Origin of the sequence: Paraburkholderia sp. GAS41 (assembly GCF_050436545.1) — a bacterium.
In the GTDB taxonomy this organism is placed as follows: domain Bacteria; phylum Pseudomonadota; class Gammaproteobacteria; order Burkholderiales; family Burkholderiaceae; genus Paraburkholderia.
This window is the reverse complement of the sequence record NZ_JBNDMK010000015.1, coordinates 97,881-113,750: the sequence shown is the minus strand read 5'-3', so window position 1 is coordinate 113,750 and position 15,870 is coordinate 97,881. Positions and strand designations below refer to the sequence as shown.

12 protein-coding genes are annotated in these 15,870 nt (G+C 61.6%); 6 read left to right on the top strand and 6 right to left on the bottom strand.

Annotated elements, in window-relative coordinates; genetic code table 11:
- Positions 1–4: 4 nt before the first annotated feature.
- The 5 genes from P3T43_RS20855 to P3T43_RS20835 all read right to left on the bottom strand — a co-directional run bounded on the left by P3T43_RS20855 (position 5) and on the right by P3T43_RS20835 (position 7,772).
- Positions 5–2,239, bottom strand: coding sequence for a polysaccharide biosynthesis tyrosine autokinase (locus P3T43_RS20855; protein WP_429282938.1), 2,235 nt, complete (start codon positions 2,237–2,239; stop codon positions 5–7).
- A gap of 103 nt (positions 2,240–2,342) precedes the next feature.
- Entirely contained in the window at positions 2,343–3,524 is a 1,182-nt protein-coding gene (locus P3T43_RS20850) for a polysaccharide biosynthesis/export family protein (RefSeq protein WP_429282937.1), read from the bottom strand.
- Positions 3,525–3,542: 18 nt separating this feature from the next.
- A complete protein-coding gene (locus P3T43_RS20845) occupies positions 3,543–4,931 on the bottom strand; it encodes an undecaprenyl-phosphate glucose phosphotransferase (RefSeq protein ID WP_429282936.1) in 1,389 nt (462 codons plus the stop codon).
- A 51-nt stretch (positions 4,932–4,982) separates the two neighbouring features.
- The gene (locus P3T43_RS20840) at positions 4,983–6,527 is read right to left on the bottom strand and encodes a mannose-1-phosphate guanylyltransferase/mannose-6-phosphate isomerase (protein WP_429282935.1); all 1,545 of its coding nucleotides are present in this window, start codon (positions 6,525–6,527) and stop codon (positions 4,983–4,985) included.
- A gap of 156 nt (positions 6,528–6,683) precedes the next feature.
- On the bottom strand, positions 6,684–7,772 hold the full coding sequence (locus tag P3T43_RS20835) for a GlxA family transcriptional regulator (RefSeq protein ID WP_429282934.1): 1,089 nt from the start codon (positions 7,770–7,772) through the stop codon (positions 6,684–6,686).
- A 1,109-nt stretch (positions 7,773–8,881) separates the two neighbouring features.
- Between P3T43_RS20835 and P3T43_RS20830 the strand changes: the two genes are divergently transcribed.
- The 3 genes from P3T43_RS20830 to P3T43_RS20820 all read left to right on the top strand — a co-directional run bounded on the left by P3T43_RS20830 (position 8,882) and on the right by P3T43_RS20820 (position 11,968).
- Positions 8,882–11,164 (top strand): hypothetical protein, encoded by a 2,283-nt coding sequence (locus tag P3T43_RS20830; RefSeq protein ID WP_429282933.1) that lies wholly within the window; start codon positions 8,882–8,884, stop codon positions 11,162–11,164.
- A 194-nt stretch (positions 11,165–11,358) separates the two neighbouring features.
- Positions 11,359–11,499, top strand: a complete 141-nt coding sequence (locus tag P3T43_RS20825) for a hypothetical protein (protein ID WP_429282932.1) — start codon at positions 11,359–11,361, stop codon at positions 11,497–11,499.
- Between the two features lie 16 nt (positions 11,500–11,515).
- Positions 11,516–11,968 (top strand): GDP-mannose mannosyl hydrolase, encoded by a 453-nt coding sequence (locus tag P3T43_RS20820; RefSeq protein ID WP_429282931.1) that lies wholly within the window; start codon positions 11,516–11,518, stop codon positions 11,966–11,968.
- Positions 11,969–12,038: 70 nt separating this feature from the next.
- On the opposite strand, the gene galU is transcribed toward P3T43_RS20820, so the two are convergent.
- Positions 12,039–12,932 carry a UTP--glucose-1-phosphate uridylyltransferase GalU gene (galU, locus tag P3T43_RS20815; RefSeq protein ID WP_429282930.1) on the bottom strand — a complete coding sequence of 298 codons (894 nt, stop codon included), beginning with the start codon at positions 12,930–12,932 and terminating at the stop codon, positions 12,039–12,041.
- Between the two features lie 350 nt (positions 12,933–13,282).
- On the opposite strand from galU, the gene P3T43_RS20810 reads away from it, so the two are divergent.
- The 3 genes from P3T43_RS20810 (at position 13,283) to P3T43_RS20800 (ending at position 15,697) form a co-directional block, all read left to right on the top strand.
- Positions 13,283–13,657, top strand: coding sequence for a hypothetical protein (locus tag P3T43_RS20810; protein ID WP_429282929.1), 375 nt, complete (start codon positions 13,283–13,285; stop codon positions 13,655–13,657).
- Positions 13,658–14,070: 413 nt separating this feature from the next.
- Entirely contained in the window at positions 14,071–14,994 is a 924-nt protein-coding gene (locus P3T43_RS20805; protein WP_429282928.1) for a LysR family transcriptional regulator, read from the top strand.
- Between the two features lie 28 nt (positions 14,995–15,022).
- Positions 15,023–15,697, top strand: a complete 675-nt coding sequence (locus P3T43_RS20800) for a response regulator transcription factor (protein WP_429282927.1) — start codon at positions 15,023–15,025, stop codon at positions 15,695–15,697.
- The last annotated feature ends 173 nt before the right edge of the window (positions 15,698–15,870 follow it).

Sequence of the window (15,870 nt, the reverse complement as noted above, 5' to 3'; positions counted from 1 at the left end):
GCGCTCAGTCTGCGCGGCTCTGGTACCCGTAATAGCCGGTGTAGCCGCCCAGGTTGAGCTTCGGCGGCGGCACGTCGGTCAGCAGGACGCCATGCAGATTGACGCCCGCATTGACTAGACGCTTGAGCGCTTCGGATATCTCCGGCGCGGGATGCCGGCCATGCCGCACCACCATCAGCGTCGTGCCCGCGTGCTTGCCGATCAGCGCTGCATCGGTGACGGCCAGCACCGGCGGCGTATCGACGATCACCAGGTCGTAGACTCGCGAGAAGTGCTCGAGCAAGGTGCGAAAGCGTTCGCTCATCAACAGTTCGGATGGGTTGCCTGGCAGGCCGCCCTTGGTCAGCACGTCGAGGCCGGGCAGCACGTCGCGCAATACGCAGTCCTGCAATTCCGAGCCATTCAGGACATCGGCAAGGCCCGGCGTGTGTGGCAATCCGAAATGTTTATGAATATCGCCACGGCGCATATCGCCGTCGATCAGCAGCACGCGCTTGTGCGCCGACGCAACCAGTGCCGACAGATTGACGGACATGAACGACTTGCCTGCATCGGGCCGCGAGCCGGTCAGCATGACCACGTTGTTGCGCGCCGAGACCAACGCGTACTGGAGCGTGGTGCGCAGACTGCGCACGCCCTCCACTGCGACGTCGTCCGGCGCCTGGGCGGCAAGCACGTGCACGCCCGCGCGGCGCAAGCCGACATTGCGCTGCACCCGCAGTTGCAGGTTGCTGCGCGGCACCACCGCGCAGACCGGCACGCCCAGCAGCGCTTCGATTTCCGTGGTGTTCTGCACGCCGCCATACAGCGTCTTGCGCGTGAACGCCGCCAGAATGCCGAGGACAAGGCCCAGCCCCGTGCTGATCAGAATCAGCAGAGCGCGCTGCGGCCGCACCGGATCATCTGCCGGCTCGGCATAGTCGACGACACGTACGTTGCCTACCTGCCCGGCCTTGACGATGCGCAATTGCTGAGCACTGTTGAGCAGATTCGTATAGAGCTCGGTATCGACCCGCACGTCGCGCAACATCCGCAATGCGGTCTGCTCCGTATCGGGGAGCGTGGATACGTTATGCGTCAGGCCGCCCTGCACGCTTTGCAATTGCGCGATCTGCGCGTCGAGCGCAGCAACCGCCGGATGGGCCGCAGTGAAACGCGTGGCCAGTTCGGCGCGCTGCTGTTGCAGGTCGACGAGCTTGGTCTTGTTCTCCACGATCTGCTGCAGCAGCAGCCGGCTTTCCTCGCTCAGATCGACCGTGCCCTGCTTGTTGCGGAAGTTGTTATAGCGCTGCTCTGCCTGATCGAGTTCGCTGCGCAGCTGCGGCAACTGCTGGTCGAGAAACGCGAGCGTGTGCTCGGCTTCGGCCGACTTGCGGTCGATGTCCTGCTGCACGTACTGGCGCGCGATGCTGTTGACGATCGCCGCCGTCAGCTCGCTGTTGACGCCTTCGAGCGTCACCGCGATGATGCCGGACTGCACGCTCGTCTCGATGACGTTGAGCTTCTTTTGCAGCTTCGTCACGGTATCGAGCGTCGACGAGCGGGTCAGGTCGAACTGCGTGCCGGGGCGCGCCGTCAACTGATCGACCTGTAGCCGCACCGGACCGCGCGAGGTCGAGCCGACCGCCAGTTGCCCGGGCCGCGCGCGCAACACTTCCGCGCCATTCTCATCGTTCACCACAAACGAGCCGTCGGGCTGCACGGTCAGCACGAATGGCTTGTCGTACATCTCCTTGGGCGTATCGAACAGCGTCACGCCGATCTGCTCACCGCCCCACGCGTATTGCGGCATGCCGAAGAGCGCCTCCGCGACCCCGTCGTTACCGTGCCAACGCGCAAACAGATTGCCGATTACAGGAAAATGACGCGGCACGGCGGCGATATCCAGATGCAGCTTGCGCACCGTTTCGTCGATCACGAGACGCGAGCGGAGCAGTTCGATCTGCGCGGAGGTCACCGCCTTGGTGTCGAACAGCGACGCCATGGTCTGCAACGTATCCTTGCTGCCGCTGCTGGAATTGCCGTTGCCGTCGTCGGCGATATCCTCCACCTGGATCATCGCGTCGGCGCGGTACACCGGTGTCTGGATGAAGGCGACCGCGGTGCCGATCAGCAAGGCAAGCAACGTGATCGTCAGGATCATCCGCCAATGTTGCGAAATGACGGACAGATAGTCCGATAATCGCAACTCGTCGCCACTCTGGACATCGACATACCGGTTTTCGAAGTTCGTAGCCATAGTGTCATCAATCCCGTACTACTAGTGCATTGAGTCGGCGCGCCGCGCCCGCCGCGCCATGTTCCACCAGGTCCGTCATTGCCCCGACGTCCCCGGCAAAGTCCTACTTCGCGATGATTGCCCCGGTCAGCCCTGCATTGATCAACGGCAGCAACAGGTCCAGCACACGGCTAAAGCGCACGAGACCACCTGCGTCGACGTACACCACATCCTTTGGCTCCAGTTCGAACTGTTTGGCGAGCAGCATCGACACCGGTGAAGTGGCATCGAGGTGCCAGACCTGTGGCTGCTTGTCCGGGCCGCCGCGAATCACGTAGAGCTGCTTAGCATCCGCTGAAGTCGGGTTGATGCTGCCGGCCTGCGAAATGGCATCCGCCAGCGAGAGCTTGCCGTTTCGCATCGGCAGCACCGTGGCCGGCTTGTTGACTTCACCCATCACGTAGACGCCGTAGTCTTCACGTGCTTCGACGCGCAGCAGATCGCCGTTCTGCAATACGATCTTCGAGGGGTTCTGGTTGTTATGCAGCATCTGCGCGACATCGACGAAATAGGTCTTGTCGCCGCGCACGATCACCACGCGACCCTGATCCGCGGTTGGCGCGAAGCCGCCGGCACGATTGATCGCTTCGGTCAACGTCATGGGGATGTCGTTGATGGATTGCGAGCCAGGTGCGCGCACCTCGCCGTCAATGTAGATCTGCGAAGCGCGGAACGACGCGATGCGCACCGTGACCTGCGGCTTCACCATCACCTTGCCGAGATCGCCGGAAATCCTGCGCTGCACCTCCTCGGTACTCTCGCCCGCCACGTGCAGCGAGCCGACATACGGGAACTGCACATTGCCTTCGTGATCGACGACGAAACCCAGCGTCGGATCCGCGGCACGCGTGGGGCCGATCGGCTGGCCAAGCGCGGCCGCGAGTTCCGGGTGATCCCACACGGTGATCTGCAACACGTCGCCGGGACCGATCTTGTACGGTCCCGCATCGCCGAACAGTGGCGTCAGATCGTTCGCGCCGCCGCTGACCACGGTGGGTTGTTGTTGGCGCAGTTGCTGCACGGTCGCCAGCGTGATATCGGTAATCGGAACCTGCTGCGCGCCGGTTGCCTGGCCATCGTCAGTATTACTGACGGGTAGCGTGGGAGGTTGCACCATGCGCTCGCCGGGCGCGAGCGAGCATGCAGACAGCACGGCGAGCGTCGCCATGATTCCGAGCACGCGCGCATGCTGGACAGCAACATGCGAGAGGCCCGACCTATAGGTTGCTGTTTTTATTCGACACATTTGAGTCTCCATCACCGGTCAATAAGCATTGTTGTGCACCAGACCCTTGACGATTGTTGCTGCGATGATGCGCATGTCCAACGCAAAAGACCAGTTGCCGAGGTAGTACAGATCATGCTCCACACGCCGCTCCATTTTTTCGATCTGATCGGTCTCGCCGCGAAAGCCGTTGATCTGCGCCCAACCCGTGATACCCGGCTTGATCCGGTAACGCTGGATATAACCGGCCACCACCTTCTGATACAGATCGTCATGCTCGAGCGCGTGCGGGCGCGGTCCGACGACCGACATATCGCCGCGCAGCACGTTGAAGAATTGCGGTAGCTCGTCGAGACTCGTGTGGCGCAGGAACGCGCCGATGGGCGTAATGCGCGCGTCGTGACGGGTCGCCTGGCAAAGCGCGCCGGGCGTTTCCGCGTGCAGTCGCATCGAGCGGAACTTGTAGATCGTGAAAACGCGGCCGTCGGCGCCCTTGCGCTTTTGCCTGAATAGCACCGGTCCGCGCGAGGACAACTTCACGGCAATTGCAATCGCCACCAGCAGCGGCGCCAGCGAGATCAGTGCGGCAGCGGCGAACAGGCGGTCGAACATTTCCTTTTGCAACTGCGAGGTCTGCGACAGCGGCGAGGCGACGAGATTGATGGCCGGCACGCCGAGCAGATCGATCATCGTGCTGTCGAACATCGCGACACTGCGCAGATCCGGCATGAAGCGAATGTTGACCAGGTCCTCGCGCAGTTCCTGTACGCAATCGTAGATCGTGTGTTCTTCGGAAAGCGGCAACGCCAGCCACAGTTCGTGAATGTCCTGGGCGCGGATGTAGTCGGCGAAGGCATGCAGTTCGGCGAAGGCCGGAACCGCGGGAATCACGCCGCTCAATGCGGGGCCCTCGTGCTGGACGTCGAGCACCGCGGCGGTGCGAAAGCCTGCGGACGTGTGACCGTCGATCTTGCGCACCAGTTCGGCCGCATGCACGCCCCGCCCCACCACCGCGACCTTGCGCAGGTTCAGACCGGCCAGCCGCAAGCGATCCAGCACGCGGTGCACGGCGATCCGCGAGACGATCATCAGGCCGCCTGTCGTGGCGGTCCAGTAAGCAAACCACAGGCGCGACACGAAGTCGCTACGGTGCAAGGTGAACATCAGCACCAGCGCGCAGGTTTGCACCGCCAGCCACGCGAGCGAGACCTGGCCGACCAGCCCCATTTTCGAGCGGCCACGCCATGAGTCATAGACACCGAAAGCCGGAAACAGCGCAAGCGCGAACGCCGCCGCGAACGCGACGAAGGCGTAATAGATGTTAGCCCGGCCGATCTCGTCGAAACGGATGTTGGACGCAATAGCGGCCCCTGAAACGACCAGCACGACATCCAGCAGCCGTGCGGCCAATTCTTCAGGCTTGATCATTTTTCTCTCCCCAGCACCTGCATTGAACCGGTTTCGCGAACTACGCCCTACTCAATTGCAGCGGCCGTACGTATCGTCGAACCGCACGATGTCGTCTTCGCCGAGATACGATCCTGATTGCACTTCGATGATTTCGAGCGGCACCTTGCCCGGATTCTCGAGACGATGTCGTACTCCTAACGGAATGTAGGTCGACTCGTTTTCGCTGAGAAGAAAGCGCTCCTCGCCACGTGTGACCATCGCGGTGCCGCGCACCACGACCCAGTGCTCGGCGCGATGGTGGTGCAGTTGCAGCGAGAGCGTGGCACCCGGATCGACGACGATGCGCTTGACCTGGAAGCGGTCACCGTGATCGATCGAATCGTAAAAGCCCCACGGACGCCGCACCTTGCGATGCTGGTCCGCTTCGGGCGAATGATCCGCCTTGATGCGCGCGACCAGCCCCTTGATGTCCTGCACGTGCGAACGGTCGGCAACCAGCACGGCGTCGGCCGTCTCGACCACGACGATGTCGTGAGTTCCCACGCAGGCGACGAGACGGCCTTCCGAATGCGCGTACGAAGAAGTCGCGCCCTCGAACAGGACCCGGCCGCGCGCGACATTGCCCGCGGCGTCTTTATCGCGCGCATCCCAGACCGCATCCCATGAGCCCAGATCGGACCAGCCGGCCACCAGCGGGACCACCACGCCCTCGAAGGGTTCGCCCGCCGGCCCCGCAACGCCGAGCCGTTCCATCACCGCGTAATCGATCGAATCCGACGGCGCCTTCGCGAATGCCTCCGCCTGCGGCCGGAAGAACGGACCGTCCGCCTTGCCGCCGGCAACCGCGGCGAGGCACGCATCGGCCATGGCAGGTTGCAGACGCCTGACCAGCGCCAGCCACACCGACGCACGCACCACGAAGATGCCGCTATTCCACCAGTACGCGCCTGAAGCGACGTACTGGGTTGCGAGTTCAAGCGCGGGCTTCTCGACGAACCGGTCGATCCGGTGCGTGCCCTGTTCGATCTCGGCGCCCAGCCGGATGTAGCCGAACGCGGTGTCGGGCCGCGTCGGCGGCACGCCGAGCGTGGCCATCGCACCGCGTTGCGCATGCTCTGCCGCGCGTGCAACCGCTTGCTGGAAGGCCGGCGTGTCGAGCATGGCGTGATCGGCCGGCATGGCGACCAGAATCGTGTCTTCCTCGCCATTCACTGCGAGTGCAGCAGCAAGCGTCAACGCGGGCGCCGTATCGCGCCGCGCCGGTTCGACCACCAGTTGCGCCGCTACACCGCTCTCGCGCAACTGTTCGGCCGTGATGAAGCGATGCTCGTCGCCGCATACGATGATCGGCGCGGACCGCACCGGCCATTGCGCAGGAAACCCGGCCATGCGCTGGACCGTGTCCTGCAACAGCGAATGCGTGCCGATCACGTCGATCAACTGCTTCGGGTAGTGTTCGCGCGACAGCGGCCAAAGCCGGGTCCCTGAACCGCCGGCGAGAATCACCGGGGCAATGCTCAAACATTCCGCCTGCGGCACAACCTGCGCCAGCTTCGCAGTGCTGTCACCGAGGCCGCCATCCTGATCTGCATTGCTCTGGTACGCATTGACCATTTGTAGTACTCCTATTATTAAATAGGACGCGTTTTTCCCTTTGGGGTCGATGCGCACTATGCGCACATTCGACCCGCATACACGGGATGGCTTCCCCCTCTCGCCCCCAGATCTCACGCGGCGCTAACAGCCGCCGCGCTCTGACAGCTTGTGTTTCTATTCGTGAGTCACCGTGCGGCTGCGGGCGCGGAATTCGGTGGGTGAGAGCGCCATGCGTTTGCGGAAGATCTTCGCCAGCCGGTCGCCGTTGCCGGTGCCACTGCGACGTGCAATCTTGTCCACAGGCAATTCCGTTTCGGTAAGGAAATTGCAGGCTATGCGCAAGCGCACCTGCAACAGGTAATCCGATGGCGTGACCTGCATCTCATGCTTGAAGCGACGCAGAAAATTGCGTTCGCTCATCGCCGCCACGTGTGCGGCGTCGGCCACCGAAACTGGACGGTCGCAGTTAGCCTCCATCCAGCGAGCCGCCGCACGGATCTTCTCGCCGACGCTCATCGTGCCGCCTTCGGCGAGTCGCGGCATCAACGCCGCTCCCATGCCAGGTATCACGCGATCGGCGACGCCGCGCGCAACGTCCAGACCCAGATCGCGCTTGATGAGCATCAATGCGCTCTTGCTCGAATCATGGGGGTCGTTGGCTTCGCCGGGTCCGCTGCCGATTGCGACATGCGCGTTGGCGACATGCGCGTTGGCGACATGCGCGTTCGCGACGTGCGCGTTCGCGACGTGCGCGTTGGGGACATGCGCGTTCGCGACGTGCGCCAGATACGGACTCGTGTGCCTGATGTCGTCGCGTTCGACGAGGCCTGCAGCCGCGAGAATCAGCCGGCCTTCCGCGATGGCTTCGATGGCGCGGATCCTGGCGCGCACCGTACGCAGCCAGTTGAGCAGACGTTCATCTCGTGCCGCTGCGTTGGCGCCGTATCCGCCCGCTACGAACAGCACATCGAAACCGTTGCTGTAGCGCGCGTCGATGCCATCTGTCCACATCCGCGCCGACGATGAACTGGAGACGCTGCCGCCTTCCATCGAGACGAATTGAACTTCATAAGGCGGCTCATCGCCACCATGCGCGGTGGCAATCTCGTTGGCCGTGTGGAACATCTCGGCCGCCATGCCAGCGCCCAGCAAACCGAACTTATCGAACAGCAGGATGCCTACACGGCGTGCCGCACATCGCACGTTGACGTTAGGCGTATGTAACCAGGTAATCCTCGCAATATCAACGGATAAATGCGGCATGATCTTCCCCTACCATGTCATGCATTGTGGGCAGAATCTCCCGAGTTTCTAACTTTTTAATATCTTCGCACTGCATCATATCCACGCCTAAAATCGCCGTTGATGACAGTGACCGAAATATGCGCGATGTTGGCGGATTGCGTCGCTAGATATAAATTCGCAAAGTCTGAATTTGATGCGAATGTACAACAGCTTGGCTTATCGCGACTTTGGACCCGTTTGATAATTCCCCGCGCCCGCTATTGCCAGACGTTTGAAACATCAGACGAACCCACGGTCTACTGGACGAGCGCAAACCGGTACGACAGGCGAAATCACCGGGAGACGGCAATGTTGCACTGCGTGTGACAGGAGTCTCTGGTGAGAATCCTCGTACGATGGCCTGATCGGAACTTTATGATGCGTCGCAACAAGCAGATGTCGTACCAGGGTTATGTAGTAGGCGATTGCGGCCGGGGTGCCTCCCGCACCGCGTCCAGACGCTCAAAAACGTTTCAAACGTGAACTTGACGGAGTCAGGCATTCGACAACAAACCTGAATTGCGAAGCGCTGCCGCATTTATTATTTCCTGTAATACGATGGAATCACGTGTTTATAGTACACAGAGCAATTTGTTTCAAAATGAAACAGAAACCGGCAGTGTCAGAACTGTTTCATATCTGAAACACTGGGTGAATGCAATACGTCTGATCTATCCGTTTTTTTGCATTTAAAGAGCGCCGTTCATAAGCAACCTGTTATGGACGCTGCAACAGCATCCCTGAGGCGATTTCGAATACATATTGTAATTCAGGTAATTATTTCGTAGTTTTCGTTATTTATCCGGACACAATCCGGCATCTGTTACTGATTTAAAAAGACTGAATTCGCGCGATTGCATAGTTTGTTCATCGCGTTAAATCGCTTGCACAACGCACAACGTTTTTTGCTTCGATAACCTAAGCTTTGTCGTGGCGTGCCAGGTATGCGTCCAGTATGCTCGACATGGCAGCATGGTCGAACAATGACGGTGCACGCGCTGCACCACGTTGATGAATCGCTCAGTGTGGCGCGCCATAAAGAGGCTCGAACAATGAGCGAACGCAGGGTGTCGCGCACAGGGGTCTGCATGAATGACGTCGACATGGCCAACACTGCAGCTACGGCGCCGGCCACGCGCTGCGCAGTCCTGAGCATGGCTGTCGTGTTTCGTCTAATGGTGGTGCTCTGCATCGCTGCCTGCAGCCCGCATCACGACGACGTGAGTGCCGCCACGCAGAGCGCGCCGCAAACCGCGGCCGCACAACATGCACTAGAAGTCCAGAACGCCGGTGCGGCAACCACGCCCGCGTGTGCCACCGAGCGCGGCCTGTGCCGCTGGACCGCCTGCGCCAACGAACACGCCATATGCGCTTTTTCCGGCAAGCACGATGTCAAATACGGCAGCGAGGCACATTACGTCATCCTGACTTTGAGCGGCGGCACGCCGTGCGACAACCACGTATTCGGCGATCCCGCACCCGGCACGCAAAAGCAGTGCTGGTACGACAGCGGGGTCGCACCCGCACCCACGGTAGCTTCGCTCAACGCCACGCCGAGCAGGAACGCGCTCACTTGCGGCGACCCGTCCGTACCCGCCAACGCGGCGCCGAATGGTGCCCTGCTCGAAGCGGATACGCCAGGCAGCGACGGCACGCGCATGTTCGCCAACGGCCATCCCTTCACGGTAAGCCTCATTACCCGCGCGAACCGCAGCGACACGCTCAGCTGGCAGATTCTCGACGCATGGGGCACCGTGCGTGCCTCCGGGCAATTCGAAGTCGCGAGTGGTCCACAGGTCGTCGCGCTCAATTGCGTTGCCACGCTCGCCGGATACTTCGCGGTGTCCGCCAGCTTGCGCTCGGCCGGAACGGGTCTGCCGGCGCGCGGAACACGGCCCGCAGGCATGGCGAGCTTCGGCGTGTTGCCCGATCTGTCCGGCGTCCTCGCCACCCCCTCCTATGCACGCGAGGACCTGCACCGCTTCGGCGGCCAGGGTACGGCCTATATCGCGCCGGGCCAGAGTTGCTGCGGAGGCGACGGCTTCCGCCCGCTCTATCCCGATCTCGGCTTACGGTGGGTCAACGACAAACGCAACTGGTATGTGATGGAGCCCGATGGACCCAACACCTTCAACGCGACCGCCTATCCGCTCGACTCTTTTTTCAAGCCCGGCGATCTGATGCGGCTGATCCAGCTCGACGGCATTCCCGCATGGGCGAGCCCGACGCACGTCGCCACCCACAGCTATTTGCCTGTGTCGCTGCCGGCGTATCAGGCCTTCATGAACCGCGTCGGGCAGGAGTCCAATCAGGTGCGCGCCCAGCGTTTTCCACGGCAATCGCGCAACTACTATCAGGTGACCTGGGAGCCCGATTACAACAGCGGCTTGCCGTGGCGCGATACCGACGCCAATCTGGTCGCGTTGTATCAGGCCACGTGGCAGGCCATTCACGCGACCGATCCCGATGCCGTCATCATGGGCACCACCAACGCATCGGTCGCCACCAACACCGAGTGGCTGCAACGGCTCGAACCGCTCGGCATCGCGCAGTATCTGGACGGCGTGTCGATTCATGGCTATTACGACGTTGGCACCTCGCCGTCGCATCCGCCCGAACGGCTCGTAGGCGACAGCGACCCGGCGCAGGCGGCGCAGTCGTTGCCGGCGACGATGCGCGCGCTGCGCCAGCAGATTGCCACCACGCTCAAACCCGGTGCGCGTCTGTTTGTCACCGAGACCGGCATCAGCTACGACATCGGTTCGAAATACGGCCCCAACTTTCCCACCCCGAACGTGCTGTACGCCCAAGGTGCGCTGGTCGCACGCACGCATCTGATCCTGCTCGGCGAAGGCGCCGACGTCACGTACCTGTTTTACGCAGCGGATTTTCCCGGGGAAGTGGGTTACGGACTGTTCTTCAACCTCGTCGACCCGCAAGGCAGCTTCGGTCCCACGGCAATCAGCCCGAAACCTGCGGCGATGGTCACGGCGGCGATGGCGCGCATCGTCGACGGCACCAATACGCTCGGGCCCTTGAACGGTGTGCCGCAAGGCGTTTACGGGTACGCGTTCCAGCAACTGAACGACGGTGCGGTGATTACTGCACTGTGGACGCACAACAATGCCGTCTGGAACGCGAGCAAGGGTTTCAGCTCAACCTATCAGGTCGCGTACAACCTGCAGGTCGACGCGCCGGGCACCTCGGGCCAGGTGACGGTACTCGACATGATGGGCAACCCATCGAGCCAGCCCTATAACGATGGCGTCGCCGCGCTGACGCTCACCGAAGCGCCGATCTACATCATCTCGACCAATGCGAGCGTCGCCAAAGCCAACGTCACGCCGCCCGCCGGCTACGTCGCGCAGTGAAATTGTCCTGATGTGCAGAAACTTCGGCGCATTTGGCAGGGGTGCGGACCACGGATGCCAGCGCGCCAGACGCTAGACTGGAAGCGCAGCGGCAATGCGGTCACGATCGGGCCGCTGCGCCAGATGGCTTCTCCCGCTACGGCGGCCCTTTCCTTCCACTTCCGGTCCGTACTCCCCCTGCTTGCGGAGACGTCATGCATGCCCTGCCGTGGTATTGGCTCCTGCTTGGCGGAATGCTGGGCTCGCTTGTCATGCTGCTGCTCGTCGCGGCGGGACTGGCGTGGCTATTCTGGGGCGCATCGTCGCGGATTGCCCGTGTTGAGCGAGATGAATGAGGAAATGAACGAGACCATGCTTGCCCGACCTGAATTTCTCGACGTCGTCCGCCTCACGCCGCTCATCTCCATCGACCTGATCGTGGTCGACGAACGCGGACGCGTGCTGCTCGGGCGCCGCCTCAATCGTCCGGCGCGCGGCACCTGGTTCGTGCCGGGCGGGCGGATCCGCAAGGACGAGTCGCTCAACGGCGCATTCAGCCGCATCGTGCGCGAAGAACTCGGGCTGGAGAATGTCTCGCAGAATACGGCATGCTTTCGCGGTGTATTCGAACATCATTACGACGACAACTTCGCCGGCGCCGCCGATATCTCTACGCACTATGTGGTGCTCGGCTATATGCTGCTGTTGCGCGACGCGGGCCCGATCGGCCGCTTCGAACAGCACAGCGACTATGCCTGGATGGCGCCGTCGGAATTGCTCGGGTGTCCCGACGTGCACGAGAACACCAAAGCGTATTTCCGCTGACCATTCGCGTTTCGGGAACACCACGCGCAGCGCAGCGCGACGCTGGCGCGGCGAGCTTACTGCGGCTTGCTCAGACGAGCATTTCCGGATGATCCGCCGCGCGCTTCTCATCCAGATACGCCGCGAAGCCCGCTTTCACCTCGGGATGTCTGAGCGCGAACTCCACGGTCGCTTTCAGATAGCCTATCTTGCTGCCGCAATCGAAGCGCTGGCCGCGATACCGATACGCGAGTACCTGTTCGTCGGTCAAGAGCGACTGGATCGCATCGGTCAACTGAATTTCGCCGCAGGCGTCCGGGCGCGTCTTGCGCAGATGCTCGAAGATGCCGGGCGTCAGCACATAACGTCCTACCACGCCGAGATTCGACGGTGCCTGCGCCGGTGCGGGCTTCTCGATCACGCCCGAGACGCGGAAAATCCGCTCGTCCCAGGCCTTGCCTTCTATCACACCGTGGGAGCGCGTGTCCTGCGCTTCGATCTCATCGATGCCAATCACCGAGCAGTGGTAATGGTCGAACACCCCGATCATCTGCGCGAGAACGGGTGGACGGCCGTCGATCAGATCGTCCGCGAGTATCACGGCAAACGCCTCGTTCGCGATCAGTTTCTGCGCGCACAGCACCGCATGGCCGAGACCGCGCGGCTCTGCCTGGCGCACATAAAAGCAATCGACATGGCTTGGCTTGATGCCGCGCACCAGTTCGAGCAGGTCCTGCTTGCCGCGTGCGAGCAGTTCCGCTTCGATCTCGTACGACTTGTCGAAGTGATCTTCGATCGCGCGCTTGCCGCGCCCCGTCACGAAGATCAGTTCGGTCATGCCCGCGGCGATGGCCTCTTCGACCGCATATTGAATCAGGGGCTTGTCGACTACCGGCAACATCTCCTTTGGACTCGCCTTGGTGGCCGGCAGAAATCGGGTCCCGAGTCCGCCAACGGGAAATACCGCTTTGTGTACGTTGTGCATGGTCTTAAGCCCCTTTTTTGTTCGCCGTGAATTCTGCGTGCTTCGCGACAGGCAGCAGTACGGCTCGCACTCGAGCACGTTCAGCGCCACGCGTCCCGCTATCTGAATCTGAGCCTATTCGTCAGATTTTGCGGCCGCCTGCCAACAGTTCGCTTTTTCCCGCCGGATCAAGGCAAATGTCAGGTTACGAAAACCTGCAACGTGAAAGCAAGGCTACGTGCCGCAACGATGCAAAACCGCGGCCCTTCCTCCTTAAACAAAGTTTCATCAAACGAACACCGACTTTCCGCCTGCGCTGCGTGCAGACGTTCCATAATTTCTCCAACGTCATAAGTATCAGGAGTCGGAACATGGCACTCACCATTGAGATGATGAACGAGTACGGCACGCCTGCCGTGCGGATCACGGTCGACGAAGCGTCCGCTTTGCTGGAGACGCACGAGATCGATGCGGTCATTGAACGCCTGACTCTGATCCGTGCGGCGATGCGCCCTGAAGTGCCAAAGGAGCCATCGCGTACGCATCAATATGTGATCGAGATGGATCCCTGCTGGCACACCGAGAAGCATCCGCTCTACGACGGCGCGGTCCTCTTCATGCGTCATTCGGGCCTGGGCTGGGCGGGCTTCGCACTGCCCACGTCCAGTCTCGCGAAGCTCAACGAAGCCTTGACGAACCATCTGCACACGCTGGAACTGGAAGAGGCTCACGCCGTGATGAATTGAACCGCGCTGCCTTGGGACAGGCCGCGCGGATTCAGGCCATGTCGCGCAACACAGTCTTTTGCGATTCGTGAGTCGCGACGAAAATCGTCCAGCGCGTGCCGCGCTTTATTCAGTTTTGCGCAGCAGTCTCTTTCAGCGTTCGTTCCCACCGCATGCGCGCGACACCCTATACTGGGTTGTCCGCATCACTGCGGTCTTTTTCGAGATCTCCTTAGCAGCGCGGCCTGGTCCGCGCTCTTTTTTTGCCTGTCGCTTTTGCAAGGTGACGTGTGCGCTGCGTCGCTGACCGACACCCTGTCGCCATGCAGTTCATGAACATTGCACAAAATTAAAAAAGACTTAATCAAGCTGGCAGTTCCGTTTTACCTGCGAGCGCCCATGATGCACGCATCGTCCTTTCCTAGTGTCTGAACATGAACCAGTTACAAGCGATGCGTGTCTTTACACGCGTAGTCGATCTTGCGAGCTTCAATCTGGCCGCGCGACAACTGGGTATGTCGGCAGCCGCCGTCACGCGCAGTGTCAGCATGCTCGAGGCGCACCTCAACATGCGTCTGCTCAACCGCACGACACGCAGCCTCTCGCTCACTGAAGTGGGCAAGGAGTATCTGGACGGCTGCCGCACGATCATCGAGAAGCTCGATGAAATGGAATCGAACCTCCTGCAGACGACGCGCGATCCACGCGGCACGCTGCGCATCGCCACGCCGATGACCTTTGCCACTTCCGGGCTGGGTAAACTGCTCGCGTCATATCGCACGCTGCATCCCCGCGTCGATTTCGACGTCACGACCTACGACACGCATATCGACATGGTGGAAGGCGGCTTCGACGTGTGCTTCTCCGACGACCGGCGTCTGGCCAACTCGTCGCTGGTGAGTCGCACCCTCACCAGCATGGAAGAAGTGACGGTTGCTTCACCCGCCTATCTGGCGCGCCACGGCACACCACGCGATCCGGCCGCGCTGAATCGCCACGGACTGCTGAACGTATCGGACGGCAGTTCGCGCAGCTGGGAATTCGCGGATGCCAACGGCGTCTATCGCGTCAACACCGGCAGTGCATTGACGGCCACCAGCAGCGCGATGGTGCGGGCCGCCGCGCTCAATCATATGGGGGTGGCCCTGCTGCCGCTGCCTTCGGTCAGCGACGACCTGGCCCAGGGCGCGCTCGTGCCGGTGCTCGAACAGTTCGAGGTCAACGGCGGCCCGCGTCATGTGTCGATCCTCTATTCCGGCCGCAACTATCTTTCGATGAAGGTGCGCAGCTTCATCGACTTCGCGGTCAGCCAGTATCGCGCGCCCGACAAGCCGGTCACGCTGCGGGCGGTGGCTTGACGTACCCGAATAAAGACCATCGCGAATCATGCCCAGGATACTGACTATCGAAGACGACGAACTGATCGCGGACGACATCGTGCGCACGCTCACGTCGAGCGGCTTCTCCGTCGACGTGGCGCGCACCGGCCGCGAAGGCATGGCCAAGGTCATGGCCGGCGAATACGACGTCGTCACGCTGGACCGCATGTTGCCCGATCTCGACGGTCTGACGATCGTCGCCACCATGCGCGGCGTCGGCATGGAGACACCGGTGCTGGTGATGAGCGCGATGTCCGATGTGGATCACCGCATTCAGGGCCTACGCGCCGGCGGCGACGACTACCTGACCAAACCGTTCTCGCCCGAGGAGATGTTTGCACGCGTCGAAGTGCTGCTGCGCCGCCGTCCGCGCAATGCAAAAGCGGAGACGCTGTTGCGCACCGGCGCGCTGGAACTCGACCTCGTGCGACGCCGGGTCAGCCACGGCAAACGTGAACTCGAATTGCAGCCCACCGAATTTCGCGTACTCGAATTCATGATGCGCCATGCGGGCCAGGTGCTGACACGCACGATGATTTTCGAAGCGGTCTGGGGCTGCCGCTTCGATCCCGGCACCAACCTGATCGATGTCCACGTAGGCCGTCTGCGCAGGAAAGTCGACGTGCCCGGCGACCGGCCGCTGATCCGCACGATTCGCGGTTCCGGCTATCTGTTTGGCTGACGCGCGAGCGTCACGTCTGCCCCTTTTCATTTAGCCAGACACGGCGTGCTGGATACAGCACGCCGCGTTATCTGCCGTTTGCGCTAGCCGGCGGCAAGCGATCCTCCGCTTCTGCTACGCCACACGCGCCACACACGCCATGTTGAACATCTAAAACTTGTTTCATTTTTTTA

What these genes read in the sequence shown, in the direction of transcription:
- P3T43_RS20855 (WP_429282938.1), bottom strand. Translation starts at nt 2,239, where the DNA reads ATGGCTACGAACTTCGAAAACCGGTATGTCGATGTCCAGAGTGGCGAC.
- P3T43_RS20850 (WP_429282937.1), bottom strand. Translation starts at nt 3,524, where the DNA reads ATGTGTCGAATAAAAACAGCAACCTATAGGTCGGGCCTCTCGCATGTT.
- P3T43_RS20845 (WP_429282936.1), bottom strand. Translation starts at nt 4,931, where the DNA reads ATGATCAAGCCTGAAGAATTGGCCGCACGGCTGCTGGATGTCGTGCTG.
- P3T43_RS20840 (WP_429282935.1), bottom strand. Translation starts at nt 6,527, where the DNA reads ATGGTCAATGCGTACCAGAGCAATGCAGATCAGGATGGCGGCCTCGGT.
- P3T43_RS20835 (WP_429282934.1), bottom strand. Translation starts at nt 7,772, where the DNA reads ATGCCGCATTTATCCGTTGATATTGCGAGGATTACCTGGTTACATACG.
- P3T43_RS20830 (WP_429282933.1), top strand. Translation starts at nt 8,882, where the DNA reads ATGAATGACGTCGACATGGCCAACACTGCAGCTACGGCGCCGGCCACG.
- P3T43_RS20825 (WP_429282932.1), top strand. Translation starts at nt 11,359, where the DNA reads ATGCATGCCCTGCCGTGGTATTGGCTCCTGCTTGGCGGAATGCTGGGC.
- P3T43_RS20820 (WP_429282931.1), top strand. Translation starts at nt 11,516, where the DNA reads ATGCTTGCCCGACCTGAATTTCTCGACGTCGTCCGCCTCACGCCGCTC.
- galU (WP_429282930.1), bottom strand. Translation starts at nt 12,932, where the DNA reads ATGCACAACGTACACAAAGCGGTATTTCCCGTTGGCGGACTCGGGACC.
- P3T43_RS20810 (WP_429282929.1), top strand. Translation starts at nt 13,283, where the DNA reads ATGGCACTCACCATTGAGATGATGAACGAGTACGGCACGCCTGCCGTG.
- P3T43_RS20805 (WP_429282928.1), top strand. Translation starts at nt 14,071, where the DNA reads ATGAACCAGTTACAAGCGATGCGTGTCTTTACACGCGTAGTCGATCTT.
- P3T43_RS20800 (WP_429282927.1), top strand. Translation starts at nt 15,023, where the DNA reads ATGCCCAGGATACTGACTATCGAAGACGACGAACTGATCGCGGACGAC.